14 protein-coding genes are annotated in these 14535 nt (G+C 72.0%); 7 read left to right on the top strand and 7 right to left on the bottom strand.

What is annotated here, in order from left to right; all coding sequences use genetic code 11:
• Positions 1–133: 133 nt before the first annotated feature.
• From O1G22_RS33860 to O1G22_RS33830, 7 genes are all read left to right on the top strand, one after another.
• Positions 134–1486, top strand: a complete 1353-nt coding sequence (locus O1G22_RS33860) for a ferredoxin reductase family protein (protein ID WP_270084789.1) — start codon at positions 134–136, stop codon at positions 1484–1486.
• Positions 1487–1496: 10 nt separating this feature from the next.
• Positions 1497–2009, top strand: coding sequence for an FMN-binding protein (locus O1G22_RS33855; protein ID WP_270084788.1), 513 nt, complete (start codon positions 1497–1499; stop codon positions 2007–2009).
• Between the two features lie 68 nt (positions 2010–2077).
• Positions 2078–3460: a ferredoxin reductase family protein gene (locus O1G22_RS33850; protein WP_270084787.1), complete on the top strand. Its 1383-nt coding sequence runs from the start codon at positions 2078–2080 to the stop codon at positions 3458–3460.
• A gap of 16 nt (positions 3461–3476) precedes the next feature.
• Entirely contained in the window at positions 3477–4307 is an 831-nt protein-coding gene (locus O1G22_RS33845) for an FMN-binding protein (protein WP_270084786.1), read from the top strand.
• 4 nt (positions 4308–4311) lie between these two features.
• On the top strand, positions 4312–5103 hold the full coding sequence (locus tag O1G22_RS33840; protein ID WP_270086619.1) for an FAD:protein FMN transferase: 792 nt from the start codon (positions 4312–4314) through the stop codon (positions 5101–5103).
• 257 nt (positions 5104–5360) lie between these two features.
• Positions 5361–7172 carry an ABC transporter ATP-binding protein gene (locus O1G22_RS33835; protein ID WP_270084785.1) on the top strand — a complete coding sequence of 604 codons (1812 nt, stop codon included), beginning with the start codon at positions 5361–5363 and terminating at the stop codon, positions 7170–7172.
• Entirely contained in the window at positions 7169–8044 is an 876-nt protein-coding gene (locus tag O1G22_RS33830; protein WP_270084784.1) for a serine/threonine-protein kinase, read from the top strand. The genes O1G22_RS33835 and O1G22_RS33830 overlap by 4 nt, the downstream gene beginning before the upstream one ends.
• A 16-nt stretch (positions 8045–8060) precedes the next feature.
• Here O1G22_RS33830 and O1G22_RS33825 read toward each other — a convergent pair whose 3' ends face one another.
• The 7 genes from O1G22_RS33825 to argC all read right to left on the bottom strand — a co-directional run bounded on the left by O1G22_RS33825 (position 8061) and on the right by argC (position 14364).
• Positions 8061–8828 (bottom strand): hypothetical protein, encoded by a 768-nt coding sequence (locus O1G22_RS33825; protein ID WP_270084783.1) that lies wholly within the window; start codon positions 8826–8828, stop codon positions 8061–8063.
• Complete coding sequence (locus O1G22_RS33820; RefSeq protein WP_270084782.1) at positions 8818–9405, bottom strand: RNA polymerase sigma factor; 588 nt, start codon at positions 9403–9405, stop codon at positions 8818–8820. Before O1G22_RS33820 ends, O1G22_RS33825 begins: the two co-directional genes overlap by 11 nt.
• A gap of 110 nt (positions 9406–9515) precedes the next feature.
• The gene (locus O1G22_RS33815; RefSeq protein ID WP_225098224.1) at positions 9516–10061 is read right to left on the bottom strand and encodes an arginine repressor; all 546 of its coding nucleotides are present in this window, start codon (positions 10059–10061) and stop codon (positions 9516–9518) included.
• A 7-nt stretch (positions 10062–10068) separates the two neighbouring features.
• Positions 10069–11286, bottom strand: coding sequence for an acetylornithine transaminase (locus O1G22_RS33810; RefSeq protein ID WP_270084781.1), 1218 nt, complete (start codon positions 11284–11286; stop codon positions 10069–10071).
• Positions 11283–12191, bottom strand: a complete 909-nt coding sequence (gene argB / locus O1G22_RS33805) for an acetylglutamate kinase (protein WP_270084780.1) — start codon at positions 12189–12191, stop codon at positions 11283–11285. Before argB ends, O1G22_RS33810 begins: the two co-directional genes overlap by 4 nt.
• Complete coding sequence (gene argJ / locus O1G22_RS33800) at positions 12188–13339, bottom strand: bifunctional glutamate N-acetyltransferase/amino-acid acetyltransferase ArgJ (protein WP_270084779.1); 1152 nt, start codon at positions 13337–13339, stop codon at positions 12188–12190. Before argJ ends, argB begins: the two co-directional genes overlap by 4 nt.
• Positions 13336–14364, bottom strand: a complete 1029-nt coding sequence (gene argC, locus O1G22_RS33795) for an N-acetyl-gamma-glutamyl-phosphate reductase (protein ID WP_270084778.1) — start codon at positions 14362–14364, stop codon at positions 13336–13338. Before argC ends, argJ begins: the two co-directional genes overlap by 4 nt.
• Between the last annotated feature and the right edge of the window lie 171 nt (positions 14365–14535).

Here is a 14535-nt window from a genome sequence, read left to right as displayed (position 1 = left end):
TCCCGCTGAACACCGGATGAGAAATCCCTCTGAGTCCGCTGTGGAAACCCCTGGTCAGGGGCTTGCTCAGAGGTGGCTCAGAGATTCGCCCGGCACAGTTGCCCGGCATGACGGACGAAAGGGTGTTGATTCCATGACCACGGTCGAGACACGGCGGACGGCCCCGCCGGGGCCCGTGACCGCCCGGCGCTCCCCGGCGGGGCCCGTGCTGGCCGCGGTGTGGGCCGGGGCGGCGGGCGCGGTGGCGCTGTGGTGGGCCGACACCGGTTCCGTGGTCGGCACGGCCGGCTGGCTGACCGGCGCCGGGCGGATCGCCGGCCTGCTGTGCGGGTACGCCTGTGCGGTGCTGGTCGGCCTGATGGCGCGGGTGCCGCTGCTGGAGAACCGGGTCGGCTCGGACCGGGTGGCCCGCTGGCACGCGATGGCCGGCCGGTACACGATCTGCCTGCTCGTGGCGCACATCGTGCTGATCCTCACCGGGTACGCCGCCCAGGACCACGCCTCGCTCTGGCACGAGACGGTCACCGTCGTCCTGGACTATCCGGACATGCTCAAGACGACCGCCGCCACGGTGATCCTGTTCGCGGTCGGCATCACCTCGGCGCGGGCCGTGCGCCGCCGGACGAGCCACGAGTTCTGGTACTACGTCCATCTGCTCACGTACGCGGCCGTCTTCCTGGCCTTCTTCCATCAGCTGTCCCTGGGGAACGAGTTCAACGGCAAGCCGGTGGCGACCGCGCTCTGGTACGCCCTGTACCTGGGCGTCGCGGCCCTGGTGCTGTGGTTCCGGATCCTCGCCCCGGTCCGGCTCAACCGGCGCCACCAACTGCGGGTGGACTCGGTCCACTTGGAGGCACCGGGTGTGTACTCGGTCGTCGTACGCGGGCGGCGGCTGGACGAACTCGGCGCGCGGCCTGGGCAGTTCCTCCGCTGGCGGTTCCTCGGCGCGGGCATGAGCTGGACGTCGACGCCGTACTCCCTGTCGGCGCCGCCGCGCCCGGACCTGCTGCGCATCACGGTCAAGGCGCTCGGCGACCACAGCGCGGCCGTCGCCCTGCTGCGGCCCGGCACCCGGGTGTGGGCGGAGGGGCCGTACGGCTCCCTGACCGCCGACCGGGCCACCAGCCACCACTCGCTGCTGATCGCGGCCGGAGTCGGGGTGACCCCGCTGCGGGCGCTGTTCGAGACGCTGCCCGGCGAGGTCACCCTGCTGTACCGGGCGCGCGGCGCGGAGGACCTGGCGCTCGGCGGTGAGCTGGAGGCGATCGCGCAGTGGCGCGGCGGGCGGGTGCTGTACGCGCTGAACGGGCCGGGCGGGGAACGCCCCGACATCTCGGCCGCGTCGCTGCGCGCGACCTTCCCCGGCCTGGCCGGCCATGACGTCTACATCTGCGGGCCGCACGGCTTCGCGCAGGACGTCTACGAGGCGCTGCGGGCGGCCGGGGTGCCGGACCGCCGTATCCACCACGAGTCGTTCGAGCTGTGAGGCAGGACCTGTGCACGTGTTGAAGAAGAACCGTCCGCTCCGCCGCATCATGCTGGCCAGTGCCGCCACCGTCTCCGGGATCGTCCTGCTGCTGTCGCTGAAGCCGCACACGAGCCCCACGCTGGTCACGGCGAACGCCAACTCCCCTGCGGTGTCGAGCAGTTCGTCCCCGTCGAGTGGAGCGAGTCCGTCGACCGGATCCGGCGGATCCACCGGGTCGGGGGGCTCCACCGGTTCCACGACCGGCACCAAGACCGTCACCGGCGACACCGTGCAGACCCGCTGGGGTCCGGTCCAGGTGCGGGTGACGATCAAGGGCGGGAAGATCACGGACGTGACGGCCCTGCAGTACCCGCAGGACAATCCGCGCGACCAGGAGATCAACAGCTACGCGCTCCCCCAGCTGCGGCGCGAGGCGCTGGCGGCGCAGAGCGCGCAGATCGACATGGTGTCGGGTGCCTCGTACACCAGCACCGGCTACAAGCAGTCCCTGCAGTCCGCGCTGGACTCGGCGGGCCGCTGAACACCGGGCGCGTGCGGCACGTATCTGTGGGCCGAGGGCCGAGTCCCCCGAGTCCCCACGGAGGAACCGTGACCACCACCCTTGCGGGCGGCCGTGCCGCCCGCCGGCAGACGATGCGCCGCATCCGCCCACGCCGCTCCCCGGCCGTCCCGCTGCTGCTCGCTGTCTGGGCCGGCGCGGCGGCGGTGCTGTGGCTGTGGTGGCAGAACACGCCGTCCATCGCCGACGACAACAGCAGGATCCTGAACGCGGGCCGCATCACCGGCCTGCTCGCCGGCTATCTGATGGCGCTGGTCGTGCTCCAGATGGCACGCGTGCCGGCGCTGGAGCGGCGGGTCGGCTCGGACCGGGTGACCCGCTGGCACGCGATGAGCGGCCGCTACACCCTCTGCCTGATCGTCGCGCACGTCTTCCTCACCATGTGGGGGTACGCGCTCCAGGCGGGCAAGTCGCTGAGCTACGTCGTCCAGCAGACCGTCGACTCCGTCGAACAGCTGCCCGACATGGGCAAGGCGGCCATCGGCATGGGCCTGTTCGTGCTCATCGGGCTGACGTCGGTCGGCCCGATGCGCCGCAGGATGCCGTACGACACCTGGTACCACGTGCATCTGCTGACGTACGCGGCGGTGTTCCTGACGTTCTGGCACCAGATCACCACCGGCAACGACTTCGCGGTCCAGCCGATGGCCAAGACCTTCTGGTACGGCTTGTACGGCACCGTCACCGTGCTGGTGATCTGGTACCGCGTGTTCACCCCGATCCGGCTGAACCTCCGGCACCGGATGTACGTCGAGGCCGTCATCGAGGAGACCCCGGGCATCGTGTCGGTGCTGATCGGCGGGCGCAGGCTGCACCGGATGGGCGCGGAGGCGGGCCAGTTCTTCCGCTGGCGCTTCCTCGCCCCGGGCATGCGCTTCAGCTCGCACCCGTACTCCCTGTCGGCCGCGCCCCGCCCGGACATGCTGCGGATCACCGTGAAGGCGATCGGCGACCACAGCGCCCGGCTGCGCGAGCTGGCACCCGGCACCCGGGTGTGGGCAGAGGGCCCGTACGGGGCGATGACCGCGCAGCGGCGCAGCCGGGGCAAGGTGCTGCTGGTCGCGGGCGGGGTCGGGATCACGCCGATGCGGGCGCTGTTCGAGACGCTGCCCGGCGCGGCCGGCGACATCACCCTCCTCTACCGGGCCAACACCACCCAGGACCTGGCCCTGTGGGACGAGCTGGCGAAGATCGCCGACGAGCGGGGCGCCCGGCTGATGTACGCGGTGAACAGCCCCGACGGCGAGCGGCCGGACATCTCCGCGGAGAACCTCCAGCGGAAGATCCCGGACATCGACCGCCACGACGTGTTCATGTGCGGCCCGCCCGGGTTCGCGCAGTCGGTGTACGAGGCACTGCGCGGCGCGGGGGTCCCCGCCCGCCGCATCCACCACGAGTCGTTCGAGATGTGAGCGGGGTCAGGGAAAGATGAGGAAGAGCCACCCGATTCGGCGGGTCGTACTGGCGACCGCCGCGACCGTGTCCGGTGTCGTCCTGATGCTGTCGCTGAAGCCGGCGTCCGACCCGGCGGCGGCCGCGGCGGGCACGGCCCCGCAGCAGACCGCGGCCGGGCAGGAGGCACCGCAGGGCGGGACCCGGCCGGCCGGTGCGGCCACCGGCACGGTGACCGGGGACGCCACGCAGACGCAGTACGGGACGGTGCAGGTACGGCTGACCGTCGCGGGCGGCAGGGTCACCAAGGCGGAAGCGGTCCAGGCACCCAAGGGCGGACTCAGCGACCAGAAGACGGCGATGGCCGTCCCCAAGCTCAACCAGGAGGCCGTCGCGGCGCAGAGCGCGCAGATCGACGCGGTGTCCGGGGCGACGTACACGAGCAACGGGTACAAGAAGTCGCTCCAGTCGGCACTGGACCAGATGAAGAAGTCCGCGCCCTCCGCGCCGTCCGGATCGTCCGGGACATCCGGCTCGTCCAAGGCATCCGGCTCATCCGGTGCGGGCGGCTCTTCGGGTGCCGCACAGGCCCGTACCGTCACGGTCACCGGGAAGGTGGCGCAGACCCAGTACGGCCCGGTGCAGGTGCGGATCACGGTGAGCGGTGGCAGGATCACGCAGGCGTCGGCGGTGCAGGCGCCCCAGGGCGGGCTGAGCGACCAGAAGACGGCGATGGCCGTGCCGAAGCTGAACCAGGAGGCGGTCGTGGCCGGGAACGCGAACATCGACGCGGTGTCGGGAGCGACCTACACCAGCACCGGCTACAAGCAGTCGCTCCAGTCGGCACTGGACCAGGCCGGTGGCTGAGGCGATGGCCGGGCCGGCCGAGGCTCCCGCCGCGGTGCGTCACGCGGAGGAGGTCATGGGGACCGTCTTCTCCTTCGACGTCCGCGGCGGGGAACCACACGCGGTCCGCGCGGCCCTTGAGGAGGCGGTCGCGGACCTGCACCGGGTGGACGCGCTGTTCTCCACCTACCGGGAGGACAGCGAGGTCTCGCGGCTGGCGCGGGGCGAACTGACCGTCGCGGACTGTTCCCCCGAGATGGCCGAGGTACTGGACCTCGCGGCCGAGGCGGAGCAGCTGAGCGAGGGCTGGTTCAGCCCGCGCTACCAGGGCCCCCTGGACCCCACCGGCATCGTCAAGGGCTGGTCCGCCGAGCGGGCGGCGCGGCTGCTGGCGGAGGTGGACGGGGTGTGCGGGGTCAGCGTGAACGGCGGCGGTGACGTCCAGCTGCTGGGCGCGCCGGAGCCACAGCGCCCCTGGCGGGTCGGGGTCGCCGACCCCCTGCGTCCCGGCGGGCTGGCGGCGGTGATCTCGACGGCGGGGGTGGCCGAGCTGTCGGTGGCGACGTCCGGCACGGCCGAGCGGGGCGCCCACATCGTGGATCCGCGCACCGGGAGGTCGGCGGTGACGGATCTGGTGGCGGTGACGGTCGTAGGGCCGAAGCTGACCTGGTCGGACTGCTGGGCCACGGCGGCCTTCGCGATGGGTTCCCGGGCGGGGCTGGCCTGGCTGGAGTCGCTGCCGGACGTGGAGGGCCTGCTGATCACCGCCGGCGACGAGGTGCGGTGCACCGGGGGGCTGGCGGCGCGGCTGGGCTGATTCCGGGATTCGTCCAGAAACTTTTTCCGGAACGCCATCCAACTCGGCTCCTGGGACGTAACTCCTATACCGGATGTTTCAGGAGGAACCAGATGGCGATCTTCAGCAAGCTCATGCCTGCTCTCCACCATGACGACCACAGCACCCACCGCAGGAGGGACTTCAGTTCCGGGCACGACAACGACCACGGGGACATGCACCACAACCATCGTCGTACCCACCACCACCGTCGGACCGGTCACCGGAGGTGACCTCGGATGCGGGCTGAGCGGGCCGGGGGTCGAGGGATCCGGTCCGCTCACGCCGTCGTGCCGCCCGCGCCCGCCGTGCCGCCGCGCGAGGTGTTCCGGAGGTTCTGGCCGTACACCCGCGGCGGCCGGCGCTGGCTCGTGCCCCTCGTCGTCCTCGGTGCGGCCGGCCCCGCCGTCGAGGCGGCCGAACTCTGGCTCTTCAAGAGCGTCGTCGACGAGGTGCTGGTGCCCCGGCAGCTGGGCCCCTTTCTGTGGATCGCGCCGGCCTATCTGGGGCTCGTCGTCTGCTCCGGAGTTCTCGGCTTCGCCGACGACATGACCTCCGCCTGGGTCGGTGAACGCTTCCTGCTCGCACTGCGCTCCGACGTCTTCCGGCACGTCCAGGGGCTGTCGCTCGGCTTCTTCGAACGCCGGCGGCTCGGGGACGTGCTCTCCCGGGTCACCGGCGATGTCGACGCGGTCGAGACGTTCCTGCTCTCGGGGGTGGCCGACGTCCTCTACTACGTGATCCAGCTGGGCGTCTTCCTCGGCCTGCTGTTCTATCTGCGCTGGGACCTCACCCTGCTCGCCCTGGTCATCGTGCCGCTGTTCTGGGGTGCCGCCCGGCACTTCTCCCGGCGGATCAAGGAGGCGTCGCGGGAGCGCAGGAGGCGCAGCGGCTCGCTCAGCGCGATCGCGGAGGAGTCGCTGGGCAACGTGGCGCTGGTGCAGGCCTACAACCGGCAGGGCTGGGAGGAGCGCCGGTTCGACCGGGAGAACCTCGGCAGGTTCCGGGCGGTGCTGGACTCGGCGCGGCTGCACGCGGTGTACCGGCCGGTGGTCGAGCTGATCGAGGTGAGCGGAGGCCTCGCGGTGATGGGGCTCGGCACCTGGAAGCTGACGCAGGGGCAGCTCACCCTGGGCGGGCTGCTGGTGTTCCTGGCGCTGATCGGCAAGCTCTACGGCCCCGTGCACGGTCTGTCCCAGCTCGGCACCACCTTCTACGCGGCCTCCGCCTCGGCCGAGCGGATCATCGAGCTGCTCGACGAGCGGCCCCAGGTCGCGCCGGCGCCGGGGGCCCGCCGGCTGGGCCGGGCACGGGGTGCGCTGGAGTTCGACGGGGTGTGGTTCCGCTATCCCGGCACGGTGTCCTGGGCGCTGTCGGACGTGTCGTTCCGGGTGGCCCCGGGCGAGACGCTGGCGCTGGTCGGGGCCAGCGGGGCCGGCAAGTCGACGGTCGCCAAGCTCCAGTTGCGCTTTTACGACCCCGACCGGGGAGCGGTCCGGCTCGACGGGACCGATCTGCGGGAGCTGCCGCTGTTCGACGTCCGCGAGAACGTCGCGGTGGTGCTCCAGGAGACGCTCGTCTTCCACGGCACCGTACGGGAGAACATCGCCTACGGCCGGCCGGGGGCGAGCGAGGCGGACATCGTCGCGGCGGCGCGCGCCGCGGACGCCCACGAGTTCATCGAGCGGCTCCCGGAGGGCTACGACACCCTGGTCGGCCAGCGCGGCCGCACCCTGTCCGGCGGGCAGTGCCAGCGCCTGGCGATCGCCCGCGCGATGATCAGGGACGCGCCCGTGCTGCTGCTGGACGAACCGACCACCGGGCTCGATGTGCGGTCGGGCCGGCGGATCATGGAGCCGCTGCGCCGGCTCATGGCCGGGCGGACGACCGTGGTCATCTCCCACAACCTGCTGACCGTCCGCGACGCCTCGCGGATCGTGGTGCTCGACCATGGCCGGATCGTGGAACACGGCGCTCACGACGACCTGCTGCGCAGCCAGGGGCCGTACGCCCGGCTGCACCGGCTCAGCGCGGGCACGGTGCTGTCATGAGCGGCCGCGCGACGCACGGCGGTGGCCCCGCGCCCCTCGTCCCGGGCACGAAGCCGGCGCCGGGGTACGAGATCCTGGCGCATCTGACCCGCACCGGCTGGCTCGACGTGTACGACGCGTGGAGCGCGGAACGGGCCTGCCGGTGCGTGCTCAAGACCGTGCGGCCGGACCTGCGGGGCGAGGAGCGGCTGGGCGAGCGGCTGCTGCGGGAGGGCCGGTGGCTCCGGGAGTTCAGCCATCCGCACCTGGTCCGGGGGTACGAGACCGTCGAGTCGCCCGAGCCGCTCGTCGTCCTGGAGACGCTGACCGGCGAGACCCTGTCCCACCTCGTGGCCCGGGTGCGGCGGCGGCCGGCCGCCGCCGATGTGGCGCTGCTCGGCGTGCAGTTGTGCTCCGCGGTCCACTATCTGCACGGCCGGGGGCTGCTGCACCTGGACCTCAAGCCGTCCAACGTGGTGGTGGAGCGCGGTCATGCCAAGGTGCTGGACCTGAGCGTCGCCCGGCCGCCCGGACCGGCGCCCGCCGGCGTGGGCACGTGCTGCTACCTGTCTCCGGAGCAGGCCCGCGGCGGTCCGCTCACGGCCGCCGCCGACGTGTGGGGTATCGGCATCACGTTGTACGAGGTCGCGTGCGGTGACGTGCCGTTCGACTGCGGCGGGACCGTGGACGAGTCCGAGGACGACGGCGCGGATGTGGCGGACGGCTGGTATCCGCAGGCCGAGGAGGCGGCTGTGCCGATCGCGTCCCGGCGGCGGCTGCCGCGCGCGCTCGCCGCGGCCGTCGACGCCTGTCTGCGGGCCGACCCGGCGGCGCGGCCCACGGTCGCGGAGCTGGCCGAGGCCCTGGAGACAGCCCTGCCCCGGCACCCGTGACGCGGACCGGCCCGCTTCACACCTCGGACTCCACGACCTGACCCATGTGCAGCTGGGCCGTGGCGAGGACGGTGCCGTCGGCCATCGTCAGCCGGGCACCGGAGACGGTCGAGAGGTCGCCGGGTACGGGCACGCCCCACCCGCCGTGTCCGCCGGCCAGGGGGAAGTCGCCGACGCGTGTGGTCGTACCGTCGGCGTGCTGGAGGAGACAGGTGACCTTGCCGGTGTACGAGCCGTGCGGGCCGGTGAGATCGACGGACACGAAGATCCAGCCGGGGCTGCCGGGGTGGGCGTAGACCTCGCCGACGGGGCCCCCGCCGCCCGTGGTGGGCATCATGTTCCCGACCAGCATGGGTTCGGACTCGGCGGCGGGCCCGGACGAGGCGACGACGTCCTCGACAGCGGTGCCGATCGCCCAGCCCGCGAACCCGACGGCGACGGTGAGCGCCGTGGCGAGGGCCGCGAGCCGCAGCCGGGCCCGGCGGGCGCGCCCGCGCAGGCCGCGGGAGGCGCGGCCGGCGGCGGCCGTGGGGCTTTCGTGCGCCGCGACCTGCTCGGCCAGCCTGCGCGCCACCCGGGTCTCGAAGCCGGGCGGTGGCTCGCGGTCCGGGAGCAGGCCGATCAGCCGGTCGCCGACCTGGGTCAGCTGGCTGACGTACTCCCGGCAGTCCGCGCACCGGTCCAGGTGGGCGACCGCCTCGGCGCGCTCCCGGCCGGGCAGCACGCCCAGCGCCAGCTCGGCGCCGATCTCCCGCAGCTTGTCGCAGTTCGCGTCACTGGACATGGTCGCCTCGCTTCGGAGACGCGAGTGTGGTGCGCAGTTTCGTCATGGCGGCCCGGATCCGCGTCTTGGCCGTGCCGAGCGGGATCCGCTCCGCGTCGGCGATCTGCTGGGCGGTCATTCCGTAGACGCCCGCCATCACCAGGGCCCTCGCCTGTTCCCGGGGCAGCCGTCCCACGGCGGCCCGCAGCTGGGAGGAGGTCTCCTCGGCCAGCGCCCACTGCTCGGGGGTCTCGGTGACGGCGCCGATGAGGGCGTCGAGGTCCTCCGGCGCCATCGGCTCGGTCCGCCGCGCCCGTACGGCGTCGACGGCGAGGTTGTGGGCGATGCTCGTGAGCCAGGTGGCGACCGAGCCGCGGCGCGAGTCGTAGATCTGCGCATGACGCCACGCCCGCTCGAACGTCAACTGGGCGACGTCCTCGGCGAGTTGCTCGTCCCCGGTGACGGCCATGGCAACCCCGAAGACCCGGTGCTGGAATCTGCGTACGAAGATGACCGCGAGGTCCGGATCACCGGTGGCGAGCCCGGACAGCAGCGCCTCGTCCGGGAGGCGGCCCACGGGGGACCGGAAACCCGACACACCCCTGTATACGGTCGACGGCCGCCAGGGGATTGCCCGCCCGCCTGCCCGCCCGTCGCGGAAGATCACATTCCCATTCTCCGCCGACGGGTGGGGTGCCGCATGCGGGCTCAGTGCCCGTTCTGCGCCAGTCGCAGCATGTGGTCCGCCAGCGCCTGACCGCCGGTCGGATTCCGACTGATCAGCATCAGGGTGTCGTCACCGGCGATCGTGCCCAGGATGTCGTGCAGCTCGGCCTGGTCGATGGCCGAGGCCAGGAACTGGGCGGCACCCGGCGGGGTGCGCAGGACCACGAGGTTGGCCGAGGCCTCCGCGGAGATCAGCAGCTCCTGGGACAGGCGCCGCATCCGCTCCTCCTTCGCCGACTCCCCCAGCGGAGCGCGCGGCGTGCGGAAACCGCCCTCGCTCGGCACCGCGTAGATCAGGTCGCCGTCGGTGTTGCGGATCTTCACCGCGTTCAGCTCGTCGAGGTCCCGGGAGAGCGTCGCCTGGGTGACGCTCAGCCCGTCGTCGGCGAGCAGCTTGGCCAGCTGGCTCTGCGACCGCACCGGCTGCCGGTTGAGGATGTCCACGATCCGGCGGTGCCGTGCGGTGCGGGTCTGCGGTACGGCGGGCCCGGCACCCGCCGCCTGCTCGTGGTCCTGCGCCTCGCTCATCGTCGTCTCATTCTCCGGATCGTCCGTCCCCGTCGATCGGGTTCGCTGCGTCGAGGATGCCGGGCAGCGCCTGGAGCAGCGCACCCACCTCGTCGTCGCGGAGATTCAGCGGCGGCATGAGCCGTACGACGTCGGGGGCGGGCGCGTTCACCAGGAACCCGGCCTCCTGGGCCGCCTGCTGCACCTGCGGTGCGCGCGGCCCGGTGAGCACGATACCCAGCAGCAGACCGGCACCCCGAACATAATCGATCAACGGGTGGCCCAGCGCCTCGATTCCCTCGCGCAGGGCGGCGCTCTGCCGCTTGACGTTCTCCAGCAGGCCCTGGTCGGCGATGGTGTCGAGAACGGCGAGCCCGGCGGCGCAGGAGACGGGGTTGCCGCCGAAGGTCGTGCCGTGGTGCCCGGGGTGGAGGAGTTCGGCGGCCCGGCCGAAGGCCACCGTGGCGCCCAGCGGCAGTCCGCCACCGAGCTGCTTGGCCAGGGTGACGACGTCGGGCAGCACGCCCTCGTGGGCCTGGTACTCGAACCAGGTGCCGGTGCGCCCGATGCCGGTCTGCACCTCGTCGAGGACCAGCAGGGCACCGGTCGCGGCCGTGATCGCGCGCGCGGCCTTCAGATAGCCGGCCGGGGGTACGACCACCCCGTTCTCGCCCTGGATCGGCTCGATGATCACCAGAGCCGTCTCCTCGGTGACCGCGGCGGCGAGCGCCTGCGCGTCGCCGTACGGAACGTGGGTGACGTCACCCGGCAGCGGGCGGAACGGGTCCTGCTTGCCGGGCTGGCCGGTGAGCGCGAGGGCGCCCATCGTACGGCCGTGGAAGCCGCCGGTCGTGGCGACCATGTGGGTCCGCCCGGTCAGCCGGCCGATCTTGAACGCGGCCTCGTTGGCCTCGGCGCCGGAGTTGCAGAAGAAGACCCTGCCCTCGCGGCCGAAGAGCGTCAGCAGCCGCTCGGCGAGGGCGACCGTGGGTTCGGCCATGAAGAAGTTGGAGATGTGGCCGAGCGAGGCGATCTGCCGGCTCACCGCCGCCACGATCGCCGGGTGGGCGTGACCGAGGGCGTTGGTGGCGATGCCGCCGACGAAGTCGAGGTACTCCCGGCCCTCGGCGTCCCAGACCTTCAGGCCTTCGCCGCGCACGAGGGGCAGCCGCGGGGTGCCGTAGTTGTTCATGAGGGCGCCCTGCCAGCGCGCCGTCAGCTCGCCGTTGCCCGTGTTGTCCGTCATGACTGTTCCCCCTCGGCTCCGTCGGGCACGACCATCGTGCCGATGCCCTCGTCGGTGAAGATCTCCAGCAGGATCGAGTGCTGGACCCGGCCGTCGATGACGCGGGCGGTCGTGACACCGTTGCGTACGGCGTGCAGGCAGCCCTCCATCTTCGGCACCATGCCGGAGCTCAGCTCCGGCAGCAGCTTCTCCAGTTGGGAAGCGGTGAGGCGGCTGATCACCTCGTCGGAGTTCGGCCAGTCCTCGTAGAGTCCCTCGACGTCGGTGAGGACCATGAGTGTCTCGGCGCCCAGAGCAGCAGCGAGTGCCGCAGCCGCCGTATCAGCATTGACGTTGTAGACATGTCCGTCGTCCTGCGAGCGGGCGATCGAGGAGACGACCGGGATGCGGCTGTCCGCCAGGAGCGCCTCGATCGCGCCGGTGTCGATGTCGGTGATCTCGCCGACCCGGCCGATGTCGACCCGTTCGCCGTCGATCTCCGGGGTGTGCTTGGTGGCGGTGATGGTGTGGGCGTCCTCGCCGGTCAGGCCGACGGCGAGCGGGCCGTGCTGGTTGAGCAGGCCGACCAGTTCGCGCTGCACCTGGCCGGCGAGCACCATCCGTACGACGTCCATGGCGTCCTCGGTGGTGACGCGCAGGCCCGCCTTGAACTCGCTGACGATGCCGTGCCGGTCGAGGGCGGCGCTGATCTGCGGGCCGCCGCCGTGCACCACGACCGGCTTGAGGCCGGCGTGGTGCAGGAACACGACGTCCTGCGCGAACGCGGCCTTCAGGTCCTCGTCGATCATGGCGTTGCCGCCGAACTTGATGACGACCGTCTTGCCGTTGTGCTTGACCAGCCAGGGCAGCGCCTCGATGAGGATCTGGGCCTTGGGGAGCGCGGTGTGTTTACGCGTGGTGCTCATGAGGAGTAGGCGCTGTTCTCGTGGACGTAGTCGGCGGTCAGGTCGTTGGTCCAGATCGTCGCGGTCTCGGCGCCCGCGGCGAGGTCGGCGACGATGTGCACCTCGCGGTAGCGCATGTCGACCTTCTCGCGGTCCTCGCCGACCGAGCCGTTCTTGCACACCCAGACGCCGTTGATGGCGACATTGAGCTGGTCCGGCTCGAAGGCGGCGCTCGTGGTGCCGATCGCGGAGAGGACCCGGCCCCAGTTGGGGTCCTCGCCGTGGATCGCGCACTTGAGGAGGTTGTTGCGGGCGATGGAGCGGCCCACCTCGACGGCGTCCGCCTCGCTGGCCGCGTTGATCACCTCGACCTTGATGTCCTTGCTGGCGCCTTCGGCGTCGCCGATGAGCTGCCGGCCGAGGTCCGCGCACACCGTCTCCACGGCGGCGGCGAACTCCTCGTACCCGGGGGTGATGCCGGAGGAGCCGGAGGCGAGCAGCAGGACGGTGTCGTTGGTGGACATGCAGCCGTCGGAGTCGACCCGGTCGAAGGTGACCTTGGTGGCGGAGCGCAGGGCGCGGTCCAGGGTCTCGCTGTCGAGGTCGGCGTCGGTGGTGAGGACGACCAGCATGGTGGCGAGGCCCGGCGCGAGCATGCCGGCGCCCTTGGCCATGCCGCCGACGGTCCAGCCGTCCTTGGTGACGACCGAGGTCTTGTGGACGGTGTCGGTGGTCTTGATGGCGATGGCGGCCTTCTCGCCGCCGTGCTCGGAGAGCTGGGCCGCGGCCGTCTCGACGCCGGGGAGCAGCTTGTCCATGGGGAGCAGGACACCGATGAGTCCGGTGGAGCAGACGGCGACCTCGATGGCGCCCCGGCCGAGTGCCTCGGCGACCTTCTCGGCGGTGGCGTGGGTGTCCTGGAAGCCCTTGGGGCCCGTACAGGCGTTGGCGCCGCCGGAGTTGAGGACGACCGCGGAGACCTGGCCGCTCTTGAGCACCTGCTCGGACCACTGCACCGGTGCGGCCTTCACGCGGTTGGAGGTGAAGACGCCCGCGGCGGCACGGCGGGGCCCCTCGTTGACCACGAGGGCCAGGTCCGGGTTGCCGTTCTCCTTGATCCCGGCGACGATGCCTGCCGCCGTGAATCCCTTCGCTGCCGTCACGCTCACGGCGCAACTCCGATCGTCGTCAGCCCGGTGGACTCGTCGAGACCCAGGGCGATGTTCATGCTCTGGACGGCACCGCCCGCGGTGCCCTTGGTGAGGTTGTCGATGGCGCTGATCGCGATGATGCGGTCCACCTCCGCGTCGTACGCGACCTGCACCTGAACGGCGTTGGAACCGTAGACGGACGCCGTCGCGGGCCACTGGCCCTCGGGGAGCAGGTGGACGAACGGCTCGTCGGCGTAGGCCTTCTCGTACGCGGCCCGCAGGGACTCCGCCGTGACGCCGGGCCTGGCCGAGGCGCTGCACGTGGCGAGGATGCCGCGGGGCATCGGGGCCAGCGTCGGTGTGAAGGAGACCCGCACGGTTTCGGCGGCCACCCCGCTGAGGTTCTGGATCATCTCGGGGGTGTGCCGGTGGCCGCCGCCGACGCCGTAGGGCGACATGGAGCCCATGACCTCGCTGCCGAGCAGGTGCGGCTTGGGCGCCTTGCCCGCGCCGGAGGTGCCGGACGCGGCGACGATCACCGCCTCGGGCTCGGCGAGTCCGGCCGCGTAGGCCGGGTACAGGGCGAGGGAGACGGCGGTGGGGTAGCAACCGGGCACCGCGATGCGCTTGGACCCCTCCAGCGCGGCGCGGGCACCCGGCAGTTCGGGCAGGCCGTAGGGCCAGGTGCCGGCATGCGCGGAGCCGTAGAACCGCTCCCAGTCGGCCGGGTTCTTCAGCCGGAAGTCGGCGCCCATGTCGATCACGAGAACGTCGGGGCCGAGCTGTTCGGCGACGGCCGCGGACTGCCCGTGCGGCAGCGCCAGGAAGACCACGTCGTGCCCGGCGAGCGCCTCGGGGGTGGTCTCGTCCAGCACCCGGTCGGCCAGCGGCAGCAGATGCGGCTGGAGCGCGCCGAGCCGCTGTCCGGCGTTCGAGTTTCCGGTCAGCGCACCGATCTCGACCTCGGGGTGTGCGAGGAGCAGGCGCAGGACTTCGCCGCCCGCGTATCCGCTCGCTCCGGCCACCGCCGCACGTACCGCCATGTCATCCTCCTCTTGATGGCATGACTATACGTATCGCCGCAGTTTTATGCAACGCCCGTGGCTGTCCGCACACCGGCGGACGCGACCGTGGGGCCGCCGCCGCCGGCGCCAGGTCCCGCATGGGGGCGGCCGGCGATCAGGAAATCGGTCGGGCGTTTCAGGGAAAAGCGA

Source organism: Streptomyces camelliae (genome assembly GCF_027625935.1).
GTDB lineage: Bacteria > Actinomycetota > Actinomycetes > Streptomycetales > Streptomycetaceae > Streptomyces > Streptomyces camelliae.
The sequence above is the reverse complement of the archived record's forward strand: the minus strand, read 5'-3'. Positions and strand labels throughout refer to the sequence as shown.

Bases quoted from the DNA above. Each gene is read 5' to 3' on its own strand.
- O1G22_RS33830 (WP_270084784.1), top strand. From the start codon at position 7,169: ATGAGCGGCCGCGCGACGCACGGCGGTGGCCCCGCGCCCCTCGTCCCG.
- O1G22_RS33815 (WP_225098224.1), bottom strand. From the start codon at position 10,061: ATGAGCGAGGCGCAGGACCACGAGCAGGCGGCGGGTGCCGGGCCCGCC.
- O1G22_RS33835 (WP_270084785.1), top strand. From the start codon at position 5,361: ATGCGGGCTGAGCGGGCCGGGGGTCGAGGGATCCGGTCCGCTCACGCC.
- O1G22_RS33810 (WP_270084781.1), bottom strand. From the start codon at position 11,286: ATGACGGACAACACGGGCAACGGCGAGCTGACGGCGCGCTGGCAGGGC.
- argC (WP_270084778.1), bottom strand. From the start codon at position 14,364: ATGGCGGTACGTGCGGCGGTGGCCGGAGCGAGCGGATACGCGGGCGGC.
- O1G22_RS33840 (WP_270086619.1), top strand. From the start codon at position 4,312: ATGGCCGGGCCGGCCGAGGCTCCCGCCGCGGTGCGTCACGCGGAGGAG.
- O1G22_RS33845 (WP_270084786.1), top strand. From the start codon at position 3,477: ATGAGGAAGAGCCACCCGATTCGGCGGGTCGTACTGGCGACCGCCGCG.
- argB (WP_270084780.1), bottom strand. From the start codon at position 12,191: ATGAGCACCACGCGTAAACACACCGCGCTCCCCAAGGCCCAGATCCTC.
- O1G22_RS33825 (WP_270084783.1), bottom strand. From the start codon at position 8,828: ATGTCCAGTGACGCGAACTGCGACAAGCTGCGGGAGATCGGCGCCGAG.
- O1G22_RS33860 (WP_270084789.1), top strand. From the start codon at position 134: ATGACCACGGTCGAGACACGGCGGACGGCCCCGCCGGGGCCCGTGACC.